The sequence below is a fragment of the Mesorhizobium sp. GW821-FHT04C10 genome (assembly GCF_059420305.1).
In genome coordinates this window covers 535,346-550,505 of the sequence record NZ_JBWKTL010000001.1, presented here as the reverse complement: position 1 = coordinate 550,505, position 15,160 = coordinate 535,346, and the positions used below count along the sequence as shown (strand labels likewise).

Genomic DNA, 15,160 nt, shown 5'->3' with positions numbered 1-15,160 from the left:
TCCATTTTGCCACAAGGCGTCAAGGGCGATTCCAAAACCGGACGCGCGATTTTGGCCGATGCGGGAATGCGGCGTCGATGCGGGCTGGGCGAGCGTGCTCGGTGCGAGGGCCGACCCAAGCCGAGGCAAGTCCGGGGATATCAGTGATGGCCAGATCGCCAGCCTTTGCCGTTGCCTCCACCAGAGCCATGCCGTGGTTGTTTGGCAGAGGCGAAAGCTAAGCTGGCCGAGTAATCTAGGAGACCAGGAAACATTGTCATTTACCAATCTTGTAAGAACTCGCGCTTGGAGATAAAAAATAGTGGGGGGATTTTAAAATATGCGCACCAATATATGGCGTTTGCCATCAATCAGGTCCCTCGAAACATTTTGGGGATCTGCATATGAGATTATTTCGGCCAATTGATAGGGCACTTCGGCGTTCACGCGATAGGATGTTTGCGGGACTTCGAACCTTCGACCGATTCCGCTACTTCAGCCTGCTGACCATTAACGAAGATATTGTCCTCGTCACAAGACAGTTCGCGGATCATCGCCTTACCTTCTCGCCACATGAGTACATAGGGAGAAGCTTATTCAAGGACGGCCATTACCAACGCGATCTGGCGGACAGAGTGCTGGAGATCATTGGGCAGACCGGCGGGAGAACACTCCTGGAGATTGGCGCCAATATCGGTACACATAGCGTCTACTTGACACGTAGCGGCCGCTTCGACCGACTGGTTTGCATTGAGCCTGCGCCCGACAATATTCAGCTCTTGAAACAAAATCTGTCTCTCAATGGGCTGATGGATGGAACAGCCGTTATTGAGTGTGCGGTGGGTGACCACAACGGCGTCGTCGACTTCTACTTTGACGAAAAAAATTCTGGAGCAGGCAGCGTTACCAGGCCTGGTGAGGGTGCTCGATCTGTCCAAGTGCCTCTTCGACGCGTGGATGAAATCCTGCGTGAAGTCGACGTCAGTCCTGACGATATTGGCCTCGTCTGGATGGACATCGAGGGAGCTGAACCGGCGGCCCTGAGATCCATGAGGGACTTGCTGGAACGCCGAGTTCCAATCCTGATGGAATATGTGCCATCTCGGTATGAGCCGTCGGAAGCAAGTGAAATGGCGGCGGATTTGGCCCAATATTTTGGACGTTGTGTCGTCTTCAGCGGAAAGTCCGAAAGGGATGTAGACATTCGCAACTTACCCAGTGGGACCAACGATATTCTCTTTCTGCCAAAGTAAACGATCGCCATCCAACCAGTTAGGCGGCGGGTGGTTGCCACGGTCCTCGGCGGCCTCTTCCCGCGGGGTGCTGCCGTCCGCAGTATCGCGATGCCTGTGATGGGCGCGGCCTAGAAGTGCCAGATGTCCCGCTGCATCAACAAGTCGAGCGGAGCCCGCCACACCCGGTATTTCGCCGCGGACTCTATCTGCTGACTTACGGTCAGACGATTGGCGCGCTCGAAAAAGGCTTCAATGCGCTGCCTGGCAAATAGCTTTCGACCCCTGGTGTTATAGTTCCGCAGGGGCAGCCAGTGTCCGCTTATGGAACGGCCGTGCTGCGATAACGCCACACCAATGCAGAACTGTTCGGACGTGTGTGCTCTGACCACGCCGATCATTTGCTCAATGGCCTGGTAAGCGTCAGCCAGCGCCGGAAGATTGGAATTGTGGACCCCTACGACGCCGCTATTCCACATCGGCTCGCGTCCGGACAGCCGCTGGTCCCCAAGCAAAAATCCCTTGTCCGCGATTGCCTGATAGGCGGCGGCCTTCGGCGTCCCTTCGCATTTTCTCATGATCGAGTGCGAGGCGGAGATTTGTCGGAAGCATCTCGATACATTGCCGACGGGGTAGATGTCGGTATCCATGAAAAACAGGCGATCGCAACGCCGCAACAGCTCAATGATGCCGGCAGCCTTGATGCCAAACAGGTACCGATCGCCGAAAGACATCTCGGTCATCTCTTTGGCGGTAAGCTCGATCGCTTCGATCGGATAGCCGTCGAAAACGCCTGGCCGGTCCGTCAGGACTGAAATTCTGGCTCCTGGCGTGTAATGCAACAGCCGAAGGGCGCTGAAAAGCGCCCCGCGAGCATAGAGCTCATCCTTGCCAAAGGCGATGTACCCAAACCTGTCCTCACCCATTAGCGGTCTATATTGGCGACCGGATTCTGCGTCAACTCAGCCGGGCGACACTTGCAGGCGCATCGCTAGATGTTTTCGGGCAGGTAGATTTCGAACGGCAGGAAGGTTTGTCCCGGCGCGTTCGCGGCGCCGGTCTCGATGGCATGCGCCATCAGGTCCATGAGTTCGCGGCAAAGTGCGGTCAGCGGCGTCGAGATCACCATCGTCAGGATGCCGTCGGCCAGGGCCGAACGCGAGACGGCCGTGATCTCGTTGCAGATCACCGCCGGCATCTGTGCCGGCCTGGCTTGCCTGAGTGCCGCGACCGCGCCTTCCATGCCGCCGCCGGCGACATAGCAGCCGACCAGATCGGGATGGCGGGCGAGAACATCGAGCAGCGTATCCTGCGTGATCTGGTTGGCCTCGAGATTGACCAGCGTTTCAAGCAAGGTGAAGTCCGGCGCCTGTTCGCGGAAGAAGGAGCGGAAGCCGATCTCGCGCAGCTCATGCCCGTGGAAGCGGTGGCTGCCGACGAACAGCGCGACCTTGCCCGGCCGTTTCGCCGCTTTCGAGATCATCCAGGCCGCGGTGCGGCCGACCTTGCGGTTGTCGAGGCCGACATAGCCTTCGCGAATGCCGGCCGCGAAATCGGACAGCAACGAAAACACCGGCAACCCCTTGGCCTTCATCTCCTCGACGACGACCGTCAGCGTCGGGTGATCCGGCCCGACCAGCGCGACGGCCCTGCATCTGGCCGCCAGCTTGCGCGCGCGCTCGACGATTTCGTCCGGCGTCAGCGAGCTGGCGAAATCGATGATCGCGACGCCGCGGAAGCGCTGTGATTGCGACACCGCGAGCTCGAGCTGCCGCGCGAACTCCGAATAGAACACGTCATTGCCTCTCAACAGCAGGAAGCCGAGCCGGTACTCCGGCAGCTCATGGCGCATCCGCTGCTTGATCAGGCCGGCGGCGTGATAGCCGATCTCGGTCGCGGTCTCGTAGACGCGGCGGGCGGTTTCCTCGCGTACCGGCAGGCGGTTGTTCAGCACCCGGTCCACCGTGGCAACGCTGACGCCGGAAATGCGCGCCAGATCGGTGATAGTCGGCCGTTTCGCCATGATCGCCCTCGTTCTATTCCCAAAGCAGGGATACATCATTCTGATAGGAAATGATAGAAACTATCTTTGTGATATTGAGTCTATCATGGCTCGGCGGTATTTTTAGGCTCGAAGCCAATGGGTAAGCGGCATTCGCCTGGGCGGATGCCTTGCCGAGGGAGGCAATCATGACGACAACGCCGTCCCGGCGTGACTACAGCCTGATCGGCCGCGACGCCAAGCTCGCCGTGGAAAATGGCCTGTCGGCGGCCGAGTGGTATCACACCGACATCCCGCGCAAGCAGATGAAGGAGCTGATGCAACGCTCCGACGGGCCGGCGATCCGCGACACCGCGATCTGGCTGGCCGCCCTCGTCGCCAGCGGTGCCGGCGGCGCCTGGTTCTGGGGTACTTGGTGGTGCGTACCGTTCTTCTTCGTCTATGGCGTCCTCTACGGCTCCTCCACCGATTCACGCTGGCACGAATGCGGCCACGGCACGGCCTTCCGGACGCAGTGGATGAATGATGTGATCTATCAGGTCGCCTGCTTCATGATCATGCGCAACCCGGTGACCTGGCGCTGGAGCCATACGCGCCACCACACCGACACCATCATCGTCGGCCGCGACCCGGAAATCTCTGTCATGCGGCCGCCGGACCTGGTACGCGCCATCCTCGGCTTTGTCGGCGTGCTCGATGCCTGGCATGCGATGTCGGACATGCTGCGCAACGCCGCCGGCAACATCAGTGCGGCCGAAAAGACCTTCATTCCCGAGCAGGAGCAGGGCAAGGCGATCCGTGTTGCCCGCATCTGGACCGCGATCTATGCCGCGACCATCGCGCTGGCGCTCTACACTGGATCGTTCCTGCCCTTGATGCTGGTCGGCCTGCCCAGGCTCTATGGCGCCTGGCACCACGTCATGGTCGGCCTGCTGCAGCATGGCGGCCTCGCCGACAATGTCATCGACCATCGGCTCAACAGCCGCACCGTCTACATGAACCCGATCAGCCGCTTCATCTACTGGAACATGAACTATCATGTGGAGCATCACATGTTCCCGATGGTGCCCTACCACGCGCTGCCCAGGCTGCATGCGCTGATCAAGCATGATCTGCCGGCGCCGACGCCATCGATCCTGGCCGGCTACCGCGAGATGATCCCGGTCTTCCTGCGCCAGCTGCGCAACGAGGATTATTTCCTCAAGCGCGAACTGCCGCCGACCGCCAGGCCGTACCGCGAGGAGTTTCATAGCGATGCCGTCGCCGCCGCGGCGGAATGATCGCGGCATCCGATCCACACTCTTTTGCGGAGGACTGAATGAGCGACTGGGTCGAGGCCTGTGCTGCCGATGACATCGATGAAGAGGACGTGATGCGCTTCGATCATGGTGGGCGCACCTTCGCCATCTATCGCAGCCCCGACGACGAATACTTCGCCACGGACGGGCTCTGCACGCATGAGAAGGTGCATCTCGCCGACGGCCTGGTGATGGACGACATCATCGAATGCCCCAAGCACAATGGCCGCTTCAACTACAAGACGGGCGCGGCCAGGGGCGCGCCGGTCTGCGTCAACCTCAGGACCTATCCGGTCAGGGTCGACGGCGGCAAAGTCCTCGTGCAGATCGGGTGACGGAGATGGCGCACGGAATGGTCATCGTCGGGGCCGGCGAATGCGGCGGGCGGGCAGCGCTTACGCTGCGCGATCTCGGCTATGACGGGCCGGTGACGCTGGTCGGCGACGAGCCACACCTGCCCTACGAACGGCCGCCTCTGTCCAAGGACGCTATGGCCAGCGATGCGCCGGAAATCAAGGCGATCGCCAGCGACGCGATCCTGGCCGAGAAATCGATCCGGCATATCCATTCCGTGCGGGCCGTCGCGATCGATCGCGCGGCGCATACGGTGCGCCTGTCGGACGGTTCGGTCCTGCCCTACGACAAGTTGCTGTTGGCCACCGGCTCGACCCCGCGCAAACTGCAGATGCCTGGCCTCGGCAAGCGCTGCGTTTATCTCAGGACATTCTCCGATGCGCTGGCCATTCGCGCCCACCTCCGTGCGGGCAACCGCATTGCCGTCATCGGCGGCGGCTTCATCGGCCTCGAACTCGCCGCTGCGGCCCGCAAGCTCGGCGCTGCGGTCACAGTCATCGAGGCACAGCCGCGCATCCTGATGCGCGGCGTGCCGGCCGAGATCGCCGAAATCGTCCATGCGGCGCATGTCGCCGAAGGCGTCGACATCCTGTGCGGTGAAGGCATTGCGTCCATCGCCGACGACGGCAACGAAGTGCGCGTGAGGTTTGCCGGCGGACGCGAAATCACAGCCGATCTCGCTATCATCGGCGTCGGCGCCCTGCCGGTGAGCGGGCTTGCGGCCGAGGCTGGCCTGGCCATCGACAACGGCATCGCGGTCGATGCCGAGCTGCGCGGCAGCGATCCCGATATCTTTGCCGCCGGCGACTGCTGTTCTTTCCCGCTTGCCGTCTATGGCGGTCGCCGCGTGCGGCTGGAGGCCTGGCGCAATGCGCAGGAACAGGGCGCGCTTGCCGCGAAGAACATGCTTGGTGCCGGCGAGGCGCATGTGGCGGTGCCGTGGTTCTGGTCGGATCAGTATGGGCTCACTTTGCAGATATCCGGCCTTGCCGACGAAGGCCGCCGCACCGTGCGGCGCGATCTCGATGACGGCGCCTTCATCCTCTTCCACCTGGCCGAGGATGGCAGGCTGGTGGCGGCCAGCGGAATCGGTCCAGGCAACGCGGTCGCCCGCGACATCCGGCTGGCCGAAATGCTGATCGGCAAGCAGGCCAGGCCGGCGCCGGAGGCGCTGGGATCGCAGGCGGTAAAGCTGAAATCGTTGCTGGCGGCTTGAGCCGTGCTAGCCTGCGCGGGTTGCTCCAGGTTTCCGGCTCATGCCTTATTCGATCCTCTACGGCATTTCGGTCGCGCAGATCAGGGATGATTTCGCCGCCGCGAAAGAGGCTGTCGCGCGTCTCGAAGCACTGCGGCGCGGCAAGGCCTTGGGTATCATCGTTCTGGACGAGAATGGCGCGGAGATCAGCGAAGCGCAACTGAATGCACTTGCCAAGATCGAAGACGGCGACGGGCAGACGTAGGGTTCTGCGGTTTCCTTGAAATGCTCTAGAAAAGCGCCTTGAGTTCCGGCAGCTTGTCGTTGACCAGCCAGCCATAATAATTCTCTTCCGGCAGCTTCACCTGTTCACCGGCGGCGCGACGCTTGTCGTTCTCCGCCTTCAGCGCATAGGCGCGCTGCTCCGGATTGCCGACATTGTAGAGCGTGGCGGTCAGTCCCGGATTGCCCGAAATGTCGAACCCGGCGATGCTCTTGTAGGCATCGATCGATTTCCTGATCGTCGCGGCGACGTAGGGCAGCGTCAGGTCGGGATCCATGATGGTCTTGTAGACCGAATTGGGGTCGCCGACGTCGAGCTTCGGCAGGCCGGACACCTTGTGCACGAGATCGCTCATCTGCAGCGCCGTCAAAGGGTTGAGCTGGCCAAGGCCGAAGGTCTGGCCGGCATAGTAAGGCTGGAAGAAGGTGGCGCCGAAGCGGTCGTCGGGAAAGCTTGTCCCGCCGACGGATTTGCCGCGAAACGAATGGTTCCAGACCTGCTCGCGGCATTCCCAAAGGTCATAGCTGTCCGACATTGCGGCGCATTTCTTGAACTCCGGCCGCTGCACGAAATCGGTGATGTCCTCGCCGTCATAGGCGAAGGACAGCTTGCTGGAGAGATAGGAGATCGCCTTGACGTAGTAGGTCTGCAGCCGGTCATAGGCGTCGACATTGTAGGTATGCTCGCCGACGATGGCGCCGACGATGTGCAGGGGATCGATGCCGTAGGCGGAAGCGGCCTTCTTGATCTTGGCGCGCAGATCGGCGTCGTTCTGCAGCAGGGCGTAGACCTTGCGGTATTTCGCCTGGAAGGTGGTGTTGGTCGCCTGCGTGCGCCGGCTCGAGGCGCCGGGAATGTCGGGCTGCTCGGCATTGCGGTTTCCCGGCGGCACCAATGTCGCCGCATCAGCCGCGAACAGCGTCGCCGCCAGCGTCAAGCCGAGAATGACCAGTATGAGTTTTTTCATGCGCCGCCGCCCTGAAGTATTGCCGCGCAAACTAGGGTAATGCTCCGGGTTGAGTCGAGAGCACCCTTTCCGCCGGCAAGACGAAAGGTGGCCAGATGGTACCATCTGGCCACACATGATTTCCGCCGGAAGATATTGCCTGATCCGGCGCCGGAACGTTCCAGAGCTGTCGTTTACAGGATGAATCGCGACAAATCTGTGTTTCTGGACAGATCGCCGACATGCTTTTCCACATAGGCCGCGTCGATGGTGACGCTCGTGCCGTTGCGGTCGGGTGCGTCGTAGGAGATCTCGTCCAGCACCCGCTCCATCACTGTCTGCAGCCGCCTGGCGCCGATATTCTCGACGCTGGCGTTGAGGTCGACGGCGATGCCGGCGAGCGAATCGATGGCGTCGTCGGTGAAGGTCAGGTCGACCCCTTCGGTCTTCATCAGCGCGATATACTGCTTGATCAGGCTCGCTTCCGTCTCGGTCAGGATGCGGACGAAATCCTCCTTCTCCAGCGCGCGCAGCTCGACGCGGATCGGCAGGCGGCCCTGCAATTCCGGCAACAGGTCGGACGGCTTCGAGACGTGGAACGCACCCGACGCGATGAACAGGATGTGGTCGGTCTTCAGCGGCCCGTATTTGGTCGCCACCGTGGTGCCTTCGACCAGCGGCAGCAGGTCACGCTGCACGCCTTCGCGCGAAGGGCCGCCCGAAATGTCCGATCTGGCCGCGATCTTGTCGATCTCGTCGAGGAAGACGATACCGTCGTTTTCCGCGGCATCGAGCGCCCGGCGCACCACCTCGTCCTGGTCGAGCAGCTTGTCGGACTCGTCACTGACCAGCAGATCGTAGGATTCCTTCACCGTCGTTTTGCGCTGCTTGGTCTTCTTGCCGCCCATCGCCTTGGACAACATGTCGTTGATGTTGAGCACGCCGATATTGGCGCCCGGCATGCCGGGAATCTCGAAACCGGGCATGCCGCCATTGCCGGTATCGGCCACTTCGATCTCGATCTCCTTGTCGTCGAGTTCGCCGTCGCGCAGCTTCTTGCGGAAGCTGTCGCGCGTCGCCGGGCTCGCCGTCTTGCCGACCAGCGCTTCCAGAACGCGTTCCTCGGCATTGATGTGGGCGCGCGCCTTGACGTCCTCGCGCATCTTTTCACGCACCAGGCCGATGGCGATCTCGACGAGATCGCGGATGATCTGCTCGACGTCACGGCCGACATAGCCGACTTCGGTGAACTTGGTTGCCTCGACCTTGACGAAAGGCGCACCGGCCAGACGCGCCAGGCGGCGCGAGATCTCGGTCTTGCCGACGCCGGTCGGCCCGATCATCAGGATGTTCTTCGGCATCACCTCTTCGCGCATCTGGCCTTCCAGCTGCTGGCGGCGCCAGCGGTTGCGCAAGGCGATGGCCACGGCGCGCTTGGCGTCCTTCTGGCCGATGATGAAGCGGTCGAGTTCGGAAACGATTTCGCGGGGAGAAAATGTCGTCATAGCTAAATTCCACTTTGCCACTGCTTGATGGCCTCGAACGGATGCAGCAGCATGATCACGTTGAGTGTCAGATTGTCCCGGATGAGGTAGCCGGTACCCAGTTCAAAAAGGATGGCGAGGCTGACGATCACCCATATAGGTAGCCTTCGCGCCATCACAAATCCCAGCACCATGGCCAGTGTGTCGGATACCGAATTGATGATCGAGTCGCCATAATAGTCGAGCGAGATGGTGCCGGCGCGGTAGCGGTCGATGATGAACGGGCTGTTCTCGAGCAATTCCCAGCCGCCTTCGATGAGAACGGCGAATGCCAGCCTCAGGCCGATCGGCGAGCGTGGGAACAGGAACCGTGCCAGCGCGTAGAACAGGAAGCCGTGGATGATGTGCGAGAAGGTGTACCAGTCCGAAATGTGCTGGGAATTCTCGGAACTGTTCACCACGCCATGCCAGAGTTTGACGTAGCCGCATGTGCAGATCGGCGTCCGGCCCATCAGATAGAGCGTGACGGCCTGGACGATGATAAGCCCGGCAACGATCAGCAGCCCCATCCGCCAGCTGTTTTCGTAGGCCGAGAGGTTCTTCTCCTCGCCGGATGCGTCCATGCCCTATAGCCCCTCTTCCGCGTCGTCTTCCTCGGCATCGCCCCCTTCGGCATCGCCCTCTTCAGCATCGATAGCCATAAGCACCACGTTGCCATAGACCGATTGCCTGCGATCAATGGCCCGGAATCCGGCTTTTTCATAGGCGCGGATGGCCCTGATATTGGCCGGGTCCGGATCGATGATGACGCGCGGTACGCCTTCCCTGAACAGGTCTTCGACGAATTGCCTGGCGATGGCCGAGCCATGGCCGATGCCGATCAGTTCGGGCCGGCCGATCGACAGGTCGATGCCGAGCGTGCCGAACGGCTGGTCGGCATAGGGATGGTCGTCTTCCATATGCGGATCGTAGCTCTGCAGATAGGCGATCGGCTTGCCGTCGAGTTCGACGATCAACGGCTCGACCGAAATCGAGTCGATATGATCGCGGATCTCGGCGATTTCCGTCTCCGGATCGTTCCACCACCGAGCGACTTCAGGCTCGGCGAGCCAGCCGGCGATCATCGGCAGGTCTTTCGTGGTCACCGGCCGAAAATCGTAGAGCTGCTCAGGCGGCATCGAGCGTTTCGACGACGAAGTTGTTGTTGGTGTAGACGCAGATGTCGGAAGCGATCTGCATCGCCTTGCGGGCGATTTCCTCGGCATCCTTGTCGGTGTCCATCAAGGCGCGCGCCGCGGCCAGTGCGTAATTGCCGCCCGAGCCGATGGCCATGACGCCATGTTCCGGTTCGAGCACGTCGCCGTTGCCGGTCAGCGCCAGCGAGACCGACTTGTCGGCCACCAGCATCATCGCCTCGAGCCGGCGCAGATAGCGGTCGGTGCGCCAGTCCTTGGCAAGTTCGACGCAGGCGCGCGTCAACTGGTCAGGATATTGTTCGAGCTTGGCTTCCAGCCGCTCCAGCAGGGTGAAGGCGTCGGCGGTAGCGCCGGCGAAACCGGCAATCACATTGCCGCCCTTGCCGATGCGGCGGACCTTGCGCGCATTGCCCTTCATGATGGTCTGGCCAAGGCTGACCTGGCCGTCGCCAGCGATCACCACCTTGTTGCCCTTGCGCACCGTCACGATGGTCGTGGCGTGCATGGTCAGATTATCAGACATTTCCTGGCTCCGATTCGCGCGATCCCAAAAGGCGATTGGCGCGGTACGAGTGATTTATCGGCCATATGTATGCACGGGACCAATGATTGCAAATCGCCTCTCCGGCAAGGCCGATACCTCTGTCCGAGGCAACTGGCAATCGCCGGATCATGCTGATAGAAGGCATTCGTTTTCAAGCCCGCGAGCGCTTGGAGCCTGTGAACCGGTTTACCACGTGAACCCGGTTTACCACGTCAACCGCTGGGACAAGGATAGAGTGATGGCGCCCCGTTCCGCCGAAGCCAGCCGCAAGACCAGGGAAACCGACATCTCGGTGTCGGTCCATGTCGACGGCTCGGGCAAATCCGATATCGCCACGGGCGTCGGCTTCTTCGACCACATGCTGGACCAGCTCTCGCGCCATTCCCTGATCGACATGACCGTCAGGGCGAAGGGCGACCTGCATATTGACGACCATCACACGGTCGAGGACACCGGCATCGCGCTCGGCCAGGCGCTGACCAAGGCGCTGGGCGAACGGCGCGGCATCATGCGCTATGCCTCGATCGACCTTGCCATGGACGAGACGCTGACGCGTGCGGCGATCGACGTGTCGGGCCGGCCGTTCCTGGTCTGGAACGTGTCCTTCTCGTCGCCCAAGATCGGCACCTTCGACACCGAACTGGTGCGGGAATTCTTCCAGGCGCTGGCGCAAAATGCCGGCATCACGCTGCATGTCACCAACCATTATGGCGCCAACAACCACCATATCGCCGAGACCTGCTTCAAGGCGGTGGCGCGCGCGCTGCGCACGGCACTCGAGCCGGACCCGCGCCAGCCGGACGCGGTTCCCTCCACCAAGGGATCTTTGAAGGGATAGCGTCATGGCCGCCTATGTCGTGATGGAACCGCCCGGCCGCAGCGAGAAGGCCGACTCAACGGCGTTTGTCCGCGACGGCTTCACCTGGCTCGGCTTCTTGGTGCCGCCGTTATGGCTCGCCTGGCATCGGCTGTGGATTGAAGCCGGGCTTGCCTTCGTCGTCATGGGCCTGCTTTCGATGGCTGGTCAGAAGCTTGGCCTCGGTCTGGCCAGTTCACTGCTGTCGCTGCTCGTCTCGTTCTATGTCGGCCTGGAAGGGCAGGGGTTGCGCATCGCGGCCCTTCGCCGGCGCGGCTGGCATGAATGGGGCGTGGTTCACGCCGGCAGGCTCGACGACGCCGACATGCGCTATGCGCTTGAGGCCGAGGGGCGCGCCGAGGAAGCCATTCCCGCGCCGCGCATGGTTCCGGATGCCGCCCTGGCGCGCCCGGCGCAGCCGGGCATGGCGCTGGGCCTGACCCACATACCGGGACGGCCCTGACATGCGGGTAGCAATCATCGACTATGGCTCGGGCAATCTGCGCTCGGCCACCAAGGCCTTCGAGCGCGCCGCGCGCGAAGCCGGCATATCGGCCGAGATCGAGCTGACGGCCGATGCCGACCGGGTGCGGACGGCCGACCGCATTGTCCTGCCCGGCGTCGGCGCCTATGCCGACTGCGCGGCAGGCCTGCGTGCCGTCGAGGGCATGTGGGAAGCGGTCGAGGACGTCGCGATCGCCAAGGCTCGCCCTTTCCTAGGCATCTGCGTCGGCATGCAGCTGATGTCGCAGCGCGGCCTGGAAAAGACCGTCACCAGCGGCTTTGGCTGGATATCGGGCGACGTCAAGGAGATCACGCCGGCCGATCCGGCGCTGAAGATCCCGCAGATCGGCTGGAACACGATCGAGCTTCGGCGCCAGCATCCGCTTTTTGCCGGCATTCCAACCGGAACCGCGGGACTGCACGCCTACTTCGTCCACTCCTATCATCTCGATGCGCGCAAGGCGGACGAGGTTCTGGCGGTCGCCGACTATGGCGGCCCGGTGACGGCCACCGTCGCCCGCGACAATCTCGTCGGCACGCAGTTCCATCCGGAGAAGAGCCAGGCGCTGGGGCTGGCGTTGATCACCAATTTCCTGAAGTGGAGGCCCTAGAGCATGAGCAAGAAGGGCTATTGGATGGCGATGATCGATGTTCGCGATCCCGAGGTCTACAAGCAATATATCGAGGCGAATGCTGTTGCCTTTGCCAAGTACGGCGCCAAATTCATCGTGCGGGCGGGCCGCCACGAGAACCCGGAACAGCCGACAGGCAATCGCCATGTCGTGATCGAGTTCGAATCCTACGACAAGGCAGCGGAATGCTATCATTCGCCGGAATATCAGCATGCCTCGAAATTCAGGCTGGCCGCATCGACGGGCCATTTCGTCATCGTTGAGGGCGCCTGAATCGTGATCCTGTTTCCTGCCATCGACCTCAAGGACGGCCAATGCGTGCGCCTGAAGCACGGCGACATGGCGACCGCGACCATCTACAACGATGATCCCGCCGCGCAGGCAAAAGCCTTCGAGGACCAGGGCTTCGAGTGGCTGCACGTCGTCGACCTCAACGGCGCATTCAAGGGCCAGAGCGTCAACAGCGCGGCGGTCGGCGCCATCCTCAAGGCGACCAAGAACCCGGTGCAGCTTGGCGGTGGCATCCGCACGATTGCGCAGATCGAGGACTGGCTCGATCGCGGTCTCGCCCGCGTCATTCTCGGCACGGTGGCGGTGCGCGATCCCGATCTGGTCAAGCAGGCCTGCAAGGCTTTCCCGGGCAAGGTCGCGGTCGGCATCGACGCCAAGAGCGGCAAGGTCGCCGTCGAGGGTTGGGCCGAAGCGTCGAGCCTTGGCGTCATCGAACTGGCGAAGAAGTTCGAGGGCGCCGGCGTCGCCGCCATCATCTACACCGACATCGACCGTGACGGCGTGCTGACCGGCATCAACTGGGATGCCACCATCGACCTCGCCGACGCCGTATCGATCCCGGTCATCGCTTCGGGGGGGCTGGCCTCGATCGCCGACATCGTGCGCATGACCATGCCGGACGCACAAAAGCTCGAAGGCGCCATCTCGGGCCGCGCGCTCTATGACGGCCGCATCGATCCGGCCGAGGCGCTGGCGATCCTGCAGGGCCGGCCGGTGGCGGAGGCGAAATCGTGAAAATCACCATCATCCTCGCCTCCTATGACAGCGGCCACTACCATGGCGGCATGGGCCAGGGGCCGGACGCGCTGATTGCGGGCGGTCTCGTCGATGCCCTGACCATGGCCGGCCACGACGTCGCGGTCGAGGATATCGGCAGGGTCGGCGACGACCAGGAGCGGGAGATCGCCACCGGTTTCGCTGTCTGCAACGCCGTCTCGGGCGAGGTCCGCATTGCCATCGACAGGGGACGGTTTCCTATCGTGCTGGCCGGAAACTGCTTGACCAGCGCCGGCGCGGTCGCCGGCGAAGGCGCCGATGCGATCATCTGGGCCGACCAGCATGGCGATCTCAACACGCCCGAAACCTCCGTATACGGCTTCCTTGACGGCATGGCGCTGGCGACCGTGCTCGGCCTGTGCTGGCGTCCGATGGCATCAGCCATTCCCGGCTTCCAGTCGATCGATCCCTCGCGCTGCGTGCTCGTCAACGCCCGTGATCTCGATCCGGCGGAGAAAAAACTCCTCGAGGCCTTGCCGGTGATCCGCACTGAATGCCCCGGCGTGGCACAAGCGACCGAAAGGCTGAAAGCCGCCGGCGCCAAAAGCGTGCACATGCATCTCGATCTCGACGTGCACGACCCGAAGGAGCTGCAGGCCAATCGCTATGTCACACCTGGCGGGCCGAGCCCCGAACAGTTGCGCGACGCGGCCTGTGCCATGGCGCTTGCCGTGCCAGTCGTCGGCATCACCGTTTCCGCCTACGATCCGGCCTTCGATGCCCAGGCCGACGTGCCGCCGCTGGTCGGCCAGTTGCTCAACGACCTTATTGCCACGATAGAGGGCCGCTGATGCTGAAAGCCCGCGTCATCCCGTGCCTCGACGTCAAGGACGGCCGTGTCGTCAAGGGCGTCAATTTCGTCGATCTCATCGACGCCGGCGACCCGGTCGAGGCAGCCAAGGCCTATGACGCCGCCGGCGCCGACGAGCTGTGCTTTCTCGACATCACCGCTTCGTCCGACAACCGGGAAACCATCTTCGATGTCATCGCCCGCACCGCCGAACAGTGCTTCATGCCGCTGACCGTCGGCGGCGGCGTGCGCCAGGTCGCCGACATCAGGAAGCTGCTTTTGGCAGGCGCCGACAAGGTGTCGATCAACACGGCTGCGGTGAAGAACCCGGATTTCGTCGCCGAAGCGGCCGACAAGTTCGGCAATCAGTGCATTGTCGTCGCCATCGACGCCAAGAAGGTCTCCGGCGCCGGCGAGGCCGATCGTTGGGAGATATTCACCCATGGCGGACGCGAGAAGACCGGCATCGACGCGGTCGAATTCGCCCGCAAAATGGTCGATCGTGGCGCCGGCGAGATCCTGCTGACCTCGATGGACCGCGACGGCACCAAGGCCGGCTACGACATCGCCCTGACGCGCGCGATTGCTGATGCGGTGCGCGCGCCAGTCATCGCGTCGGGCGGCGTCGGCACGCTCGATCATTTGGTGGAAGGCATTCGCGATGGCCATGCCGGCGCCGTGCTGGCCGCCTCCATCTTCCATTTCGGCACCTACACGATTGCCCAGGCCAAGGCACATATGGCCAATGCCGGCCTGCCGATGCGGCTGGACTCCCCAGGTAATCGGTCTTAAACGGC

The 15,160-nt window shown here is 62.4% G+C and carries 19 protein-coding genes; 12 read left to right on the top strand and 7 right to left on the bottom strand.

Annotated features, from left to right (window positions below):
- Positions 1-434 precede the first annotated feature (434 nt).
- Entirely contained in the window at positions 435-1,232 is a 798-nt protein-coding gene (locus AC07UC_RS02520; protein ID WP_202324962.1) for an FkbM family methyltransferase, read from the top strand.
- Between the two features lie 110 nt (positions 1,233-1,342).
- Here AC07UC_RS02520 and AC07UC_RS02515 read toward each other — a convergent pair whose 3' ends face one another.
- Both AC07UC_RS02515 and AC07UC_RS02510 read right to left on the bottom strand, forming a co-directional pair.
- Positions 1,343-2,137, bottom strand: a complete 795-nt coding sequence (locus AC07UC_RS02515; RefSeq protein WP_494903823.1) for a hypothetical protein — start codon at positions 2,135-2,137, stop codon at positions 1,343-1,345.
- A 65-nt stretch (positions 2,138-2,202) separates the two neighbouring features.
- A complete protein-coding gene (locus tag AC07UC_RS02510) occupies positions 2,203-3,234 on the bottom strand; it encodes a LacI family DNA-binding transcriptional regulator (protein WP_494903821.1) in 1,032 nt (343 codons plus the stop codon).
- 167 nt (positions 3,235-3,401) lie between these two features.
- On the opposite strand from AC07UC_RS02510, the gene AC07UC_RS02505 reads away from it, so the two are divergent.
- From AC07UC_RS02505 to AC07UC_RS02490, 4 genes are read left to right on the top strand one after another with little or no spacing between them, the layout of a single operon-like run.
- On the top strand, positions 3,402-4,493 hold the full coding sequence (locus tag AC07UC_RS02505; RefSeq protein ID WP_202324959.1) for a fatty acid desaturase family protein: 1,092 nt from the start codon (positions 3,402-3,404) through the stop codon (positions 4,491-4,493).
- 38 nt (positions 4,494-4,531) lie between these two features.
- On the top strand, positions 4,532-4,846 hold the full coding sequence (locus AC07UC_RS02500) for a Rieske (2Fe-2S) protein (protein ID WP_202324958.1): 315 nt from the start codon (positions 4,532-4,534) through the stop codon (positions 4,844-4,846).
- A 5-nt stretch (positions 4,847-4,851) separates the two neighbouring features.
- A complete protein-coding gene (locus AC07UC_RS02495; RefSeq protein WP_494903818.1) occupies positions 4,852-6,081 on the top strand; it encodes an NAD(P)/FAD-dependent oxidoreductase in 1,230 nt (409 codons plus the stop codon).
- Positions 6,082-6,121: 40 nt separating this feature from the next.
- Positions 6,122-6,325 (top strand): hypothetical protein, encoded by a 204-nt coding sequence (locus AC07UC_RS02490; RefSeq protein ID WP_494903816.1) that lies wholly within the window; start codon positions 6,122-6,124, stop codon positions 6,323-6,325.
- Between the two features lie 25 nt (positions 6,326-6,350).
- Here the strand turns inward: AC07UC_RS02490 and AC07UC_RS02485 are convergent, their stop codons facing one another.
- The 5 genes from AC07UC_RS02485 to hslV all read right to left on the bottom strand — a co-directional run bounded on the left by AC07UC_RS02485 (position 6,351) and on the right by hslV (position 10,492).
- Positions 6,351-7,310, bottom strand: a complete 960-nt coding sequence (locus AC07UC_RS02485; RefSeq protein WP_140770379.1) for a DUF1402 family protein — start codon at positions 7,308-7,310, stop codon at positions 6,351-6,353.
- 173 nt (positions 7,311-7,483) lie between these two features.
- Positions 7,484-8,794, bottom strand: coding sequence for an ATP-dependent protease ATPase subunit HslU (gene hslU / locus AC07UC_RS02480; protein WP_140770376.1), 1,311 nt, complete (start codon positions 8,792-8,794; stop codon positions 7,484-7,486).
- A gap of 2 nt (positions 8,795-8,796) precedes the next feature.
- Entirely contained in the window at positions 8,797-9,396 is a 600-nt protein-coding gene (locus AC07UC_RS02475; RefSeq protein WP_140770374.1) for a DUF2585 domain-containing protein, read from the bottom strand.
- 3 nt (positions 9,397-9,399) lie between these two features.
- Positions 9,400-9,951: a GNAT family N-acetyltransferase gene (locus AC07UC_RS02470; RefSeq protein ID WP_140770372.1), complete on the bottom strand. Its 552-nt coding sequence runs from the start codon at positions 9,949-9,951 to the stop codon at positions 9,400-9,402.
- Complete coding sequence (gene hslV, locus AC07UC_RS02465) at positions 9,941-10,492, bottom strand: ATP-dependent protease subunit HslV (protein WP_137928919.1); 552 nt, start codon at positions 10,490-10,492, stop codon at positions 9,941-9,943. Before hslV ends, AC07UC_RS02470 begins: the two co-directional genes overlap by 11 nt.
- Before the next feature lie 259 nt (positions 10,493-10,751).
- On the opposite strand from hslV, the gene hisB reads away from it, so the two are divergent.
- Genes hisB through hisF form a run of 7 tightly spaced genes read left to right on the top strand, consistent with a single transcriptional unit; the run spans position 10,752 to position 15,155 of the window.
- The gene (hisB, locus tag AC07UC_RS02460; RefSeq protein WP_140770370.1) at positions 10,752-11,351 is read left to right on the top strand and encodes an imidazoleglycerol-phosphate dehydratase HisB; all 600 of its coding nucleotides are present in this window, start codon (positions 10,752-10,754) and stop codon (positions 11,349-11,351) included.
- A gap of 4 nt (positions 11,352-11,355) precedes the next feature.
- The gene (locus AC07UC_RS02455) at positions 11,356-11,832 is read left to right on the top strand and encodes a DUF2628 domain-containing protein (RefSeq protein WP_140770367.1); all 477 of its coding nucleotides are present in this window, start codon (positions 11,356-11,358) and stop codon (positions 11,830-11,832) included.
- A 1-nt stretch (position 11,833) separates the two neighbouring features.
- Positions 11,834-12,484, top strand: coding sequence for an imidazole glycerol phosphate synthase subunit HisH (gene hisH / locus AC07UC_RS02450; RefSeq protein ID WP_140770364.1), 651 nt, complete (start codon positions 11,834-11,836; stop codon positions 12,482-12,484).
- A 3-nt stretch (positions 12,485-12,487) separates the two neighbouring features.
- Positions 12,488-12,778, top strand: a complete 291-nt coding sequence (locus AC07UC_RS02445) for a DUF1330 domain-containing protein (protein WP_494903811.1) — start codon at positions 12,488-12,490, stop codon at positions 12,776-12,778.
- A 3-nt stretch (positions 12,779-12,781) separates the two neighbouring features.
- Entirely contained in the window at positions 12,782-13,531 is a 750-nt protein-coding gene (hisA, locus tag AC07UC_RS02440) for a 1-(5-phosphoribosyl)-5-[(5-phosphoribosylamino)methylideneamino]imidazole-4-carboxamide isomerase (RefSeq protein ID WP_494903809.1), read from the top strand.
- Complete coding sequence (locus AC07UC_RS02435) at positions 13,528-14,364, top strand: arginase family protein (protein ID WP_494903808.1); 837 nt, start codon at positions 13,528-13,530, stop codon at positions 14,362-14,364. Before hisA ends, AC07UC_RS02435 begins: the two co-directional genes overlap by 4 nt.
- The gene (gene hisF / locus AC07UC_RS02430; protein WP_494908883.1) at positions 14,361-15,155 is read left to right on the top strand and encodes an imidazole glycerol phosphate synthase subunit HisF; all 795 of its coding nucleotides are present in this window, start codon (positions 14,361-14,363) and stop codon (positions 15,153-15,155) included. The genes AC07UC_RS02435 and hisF overlap by 4 nt, the downstream gene beginning before the upstream one ends.
- Positions 15,156-15,160: the final 5 nt, after the last annotated feature.

Bases quoted from the DNA above. Each gene is read 5' to 3' on its own strand.
- AC07UC_RS02445 (WP_494903811.1), top strand. From the start codon at position 12,488: ATGAGCAAGAAGGGCTATTGGATGGCGATGATCGATGTTCGCGATCCC.
- AC07UC_RS02505 (WP_202324959.1), top strand. From the start codon at position 3,402: ATGACGACAACGCCGTCCCGGCGTGACTACAGCCTGATCGGCCGCGAC.
- AC07UC_RS02470 (WP_140770372.1), bottom strand. From the start codon at position 9,951: ATGCCGCCTGAGCAGCTCTACGATTTTCGGCCGGTGACCACGAAAGAC.
- AC07UC_RS02510 (WP_494903821.1), bottom strand. From the start codon at position 3,234: ATGGCGAAACGGCCGACTATCACCGATCTGGCGCGCATTTCCGGCGTC.
- AC07UC_RS02490 (WP_494903816.1), top strand. From the start codon at position 6,122: ATGCCTTATTCGATCCTCTACGGCATTTCGGTCGCGCAGATCAGGGAT.
- hslV (WP_137928919.1), bottom strand. From the start codon at position 10,492: ATGTCTGATAATCTGACCATGCACGCCACGACCATCGTGACGGTGCGC.
- AC07UC_RS02520 (WP_202324962.1), top strand. From the start codon at position 435: ATGTTTGCGGGACTTCGAACCTTCGACCGATTCCGCTACTTCAGCCTG.
- hisB (WP_140770370.1), top strand. From the start codon at position 10,752: ATGGCGCCCCGTTCCGCCGAAGCCAGCCGCAAGACCAGGGAAACCGAC.
- AC07UC_RS02500 (WP_202324958.1), top strand. From the start codon at position 4,532: ATGAGCGACTGGGTCGAGGCCTGTGCTGCCGATGACATCGATGAAGAG.
- hisH (WP_140770364.1), top strand. From the start codon at position 11,834: ATGCGGGTAGCAATCATCGACTATGGCTCGGGCAATCTGCGCTCGGCC.
- AC07UC_RS02515 (WP_494903823.1), bottom strand. From the start codon at position 2,137: ATGGGTGAGGACAGGTTTGGGTACATCGCCTTTGGCAAGGATGAGCTC.
- AC07UC_RS02455 (WP_140770367.1), top strand. From the start codon at position 11,356: ATGGCCGCCTATGTCGTGATGGAACCGCCCGGCCGCAGCGAGAAGGCC.
- AC07UC_RS02495 (WP_494903818.1), top strand. From the start codon at position 4,852: ATGGCGCACGGAATGGTCATCGTCGGGGCCGGCGAATGCGGCGGGCGG.
- AC07UC_RS02475 (WP_140770374.1), bottom strand. From the start codon at position 9,396: ATGGACGCATCCGGCGAGGAGAAGAACCTCTCGGCCTACGAAAACAGC.
- hslU (WP_140770376.1), bottom strand. From the start codon at position 8,794: ATGACGACATTTTCTCCCCGCGAAATCGTTTCCGAACTCGACCGCTTC.
- AC07UC_RS02485 (WP_140770379.1), bottom strand. From the start codon at position 7,310: ATGAAAAAACTCATACTGGTCATTCTCGGCTTGACGCTGGCGGCGACG.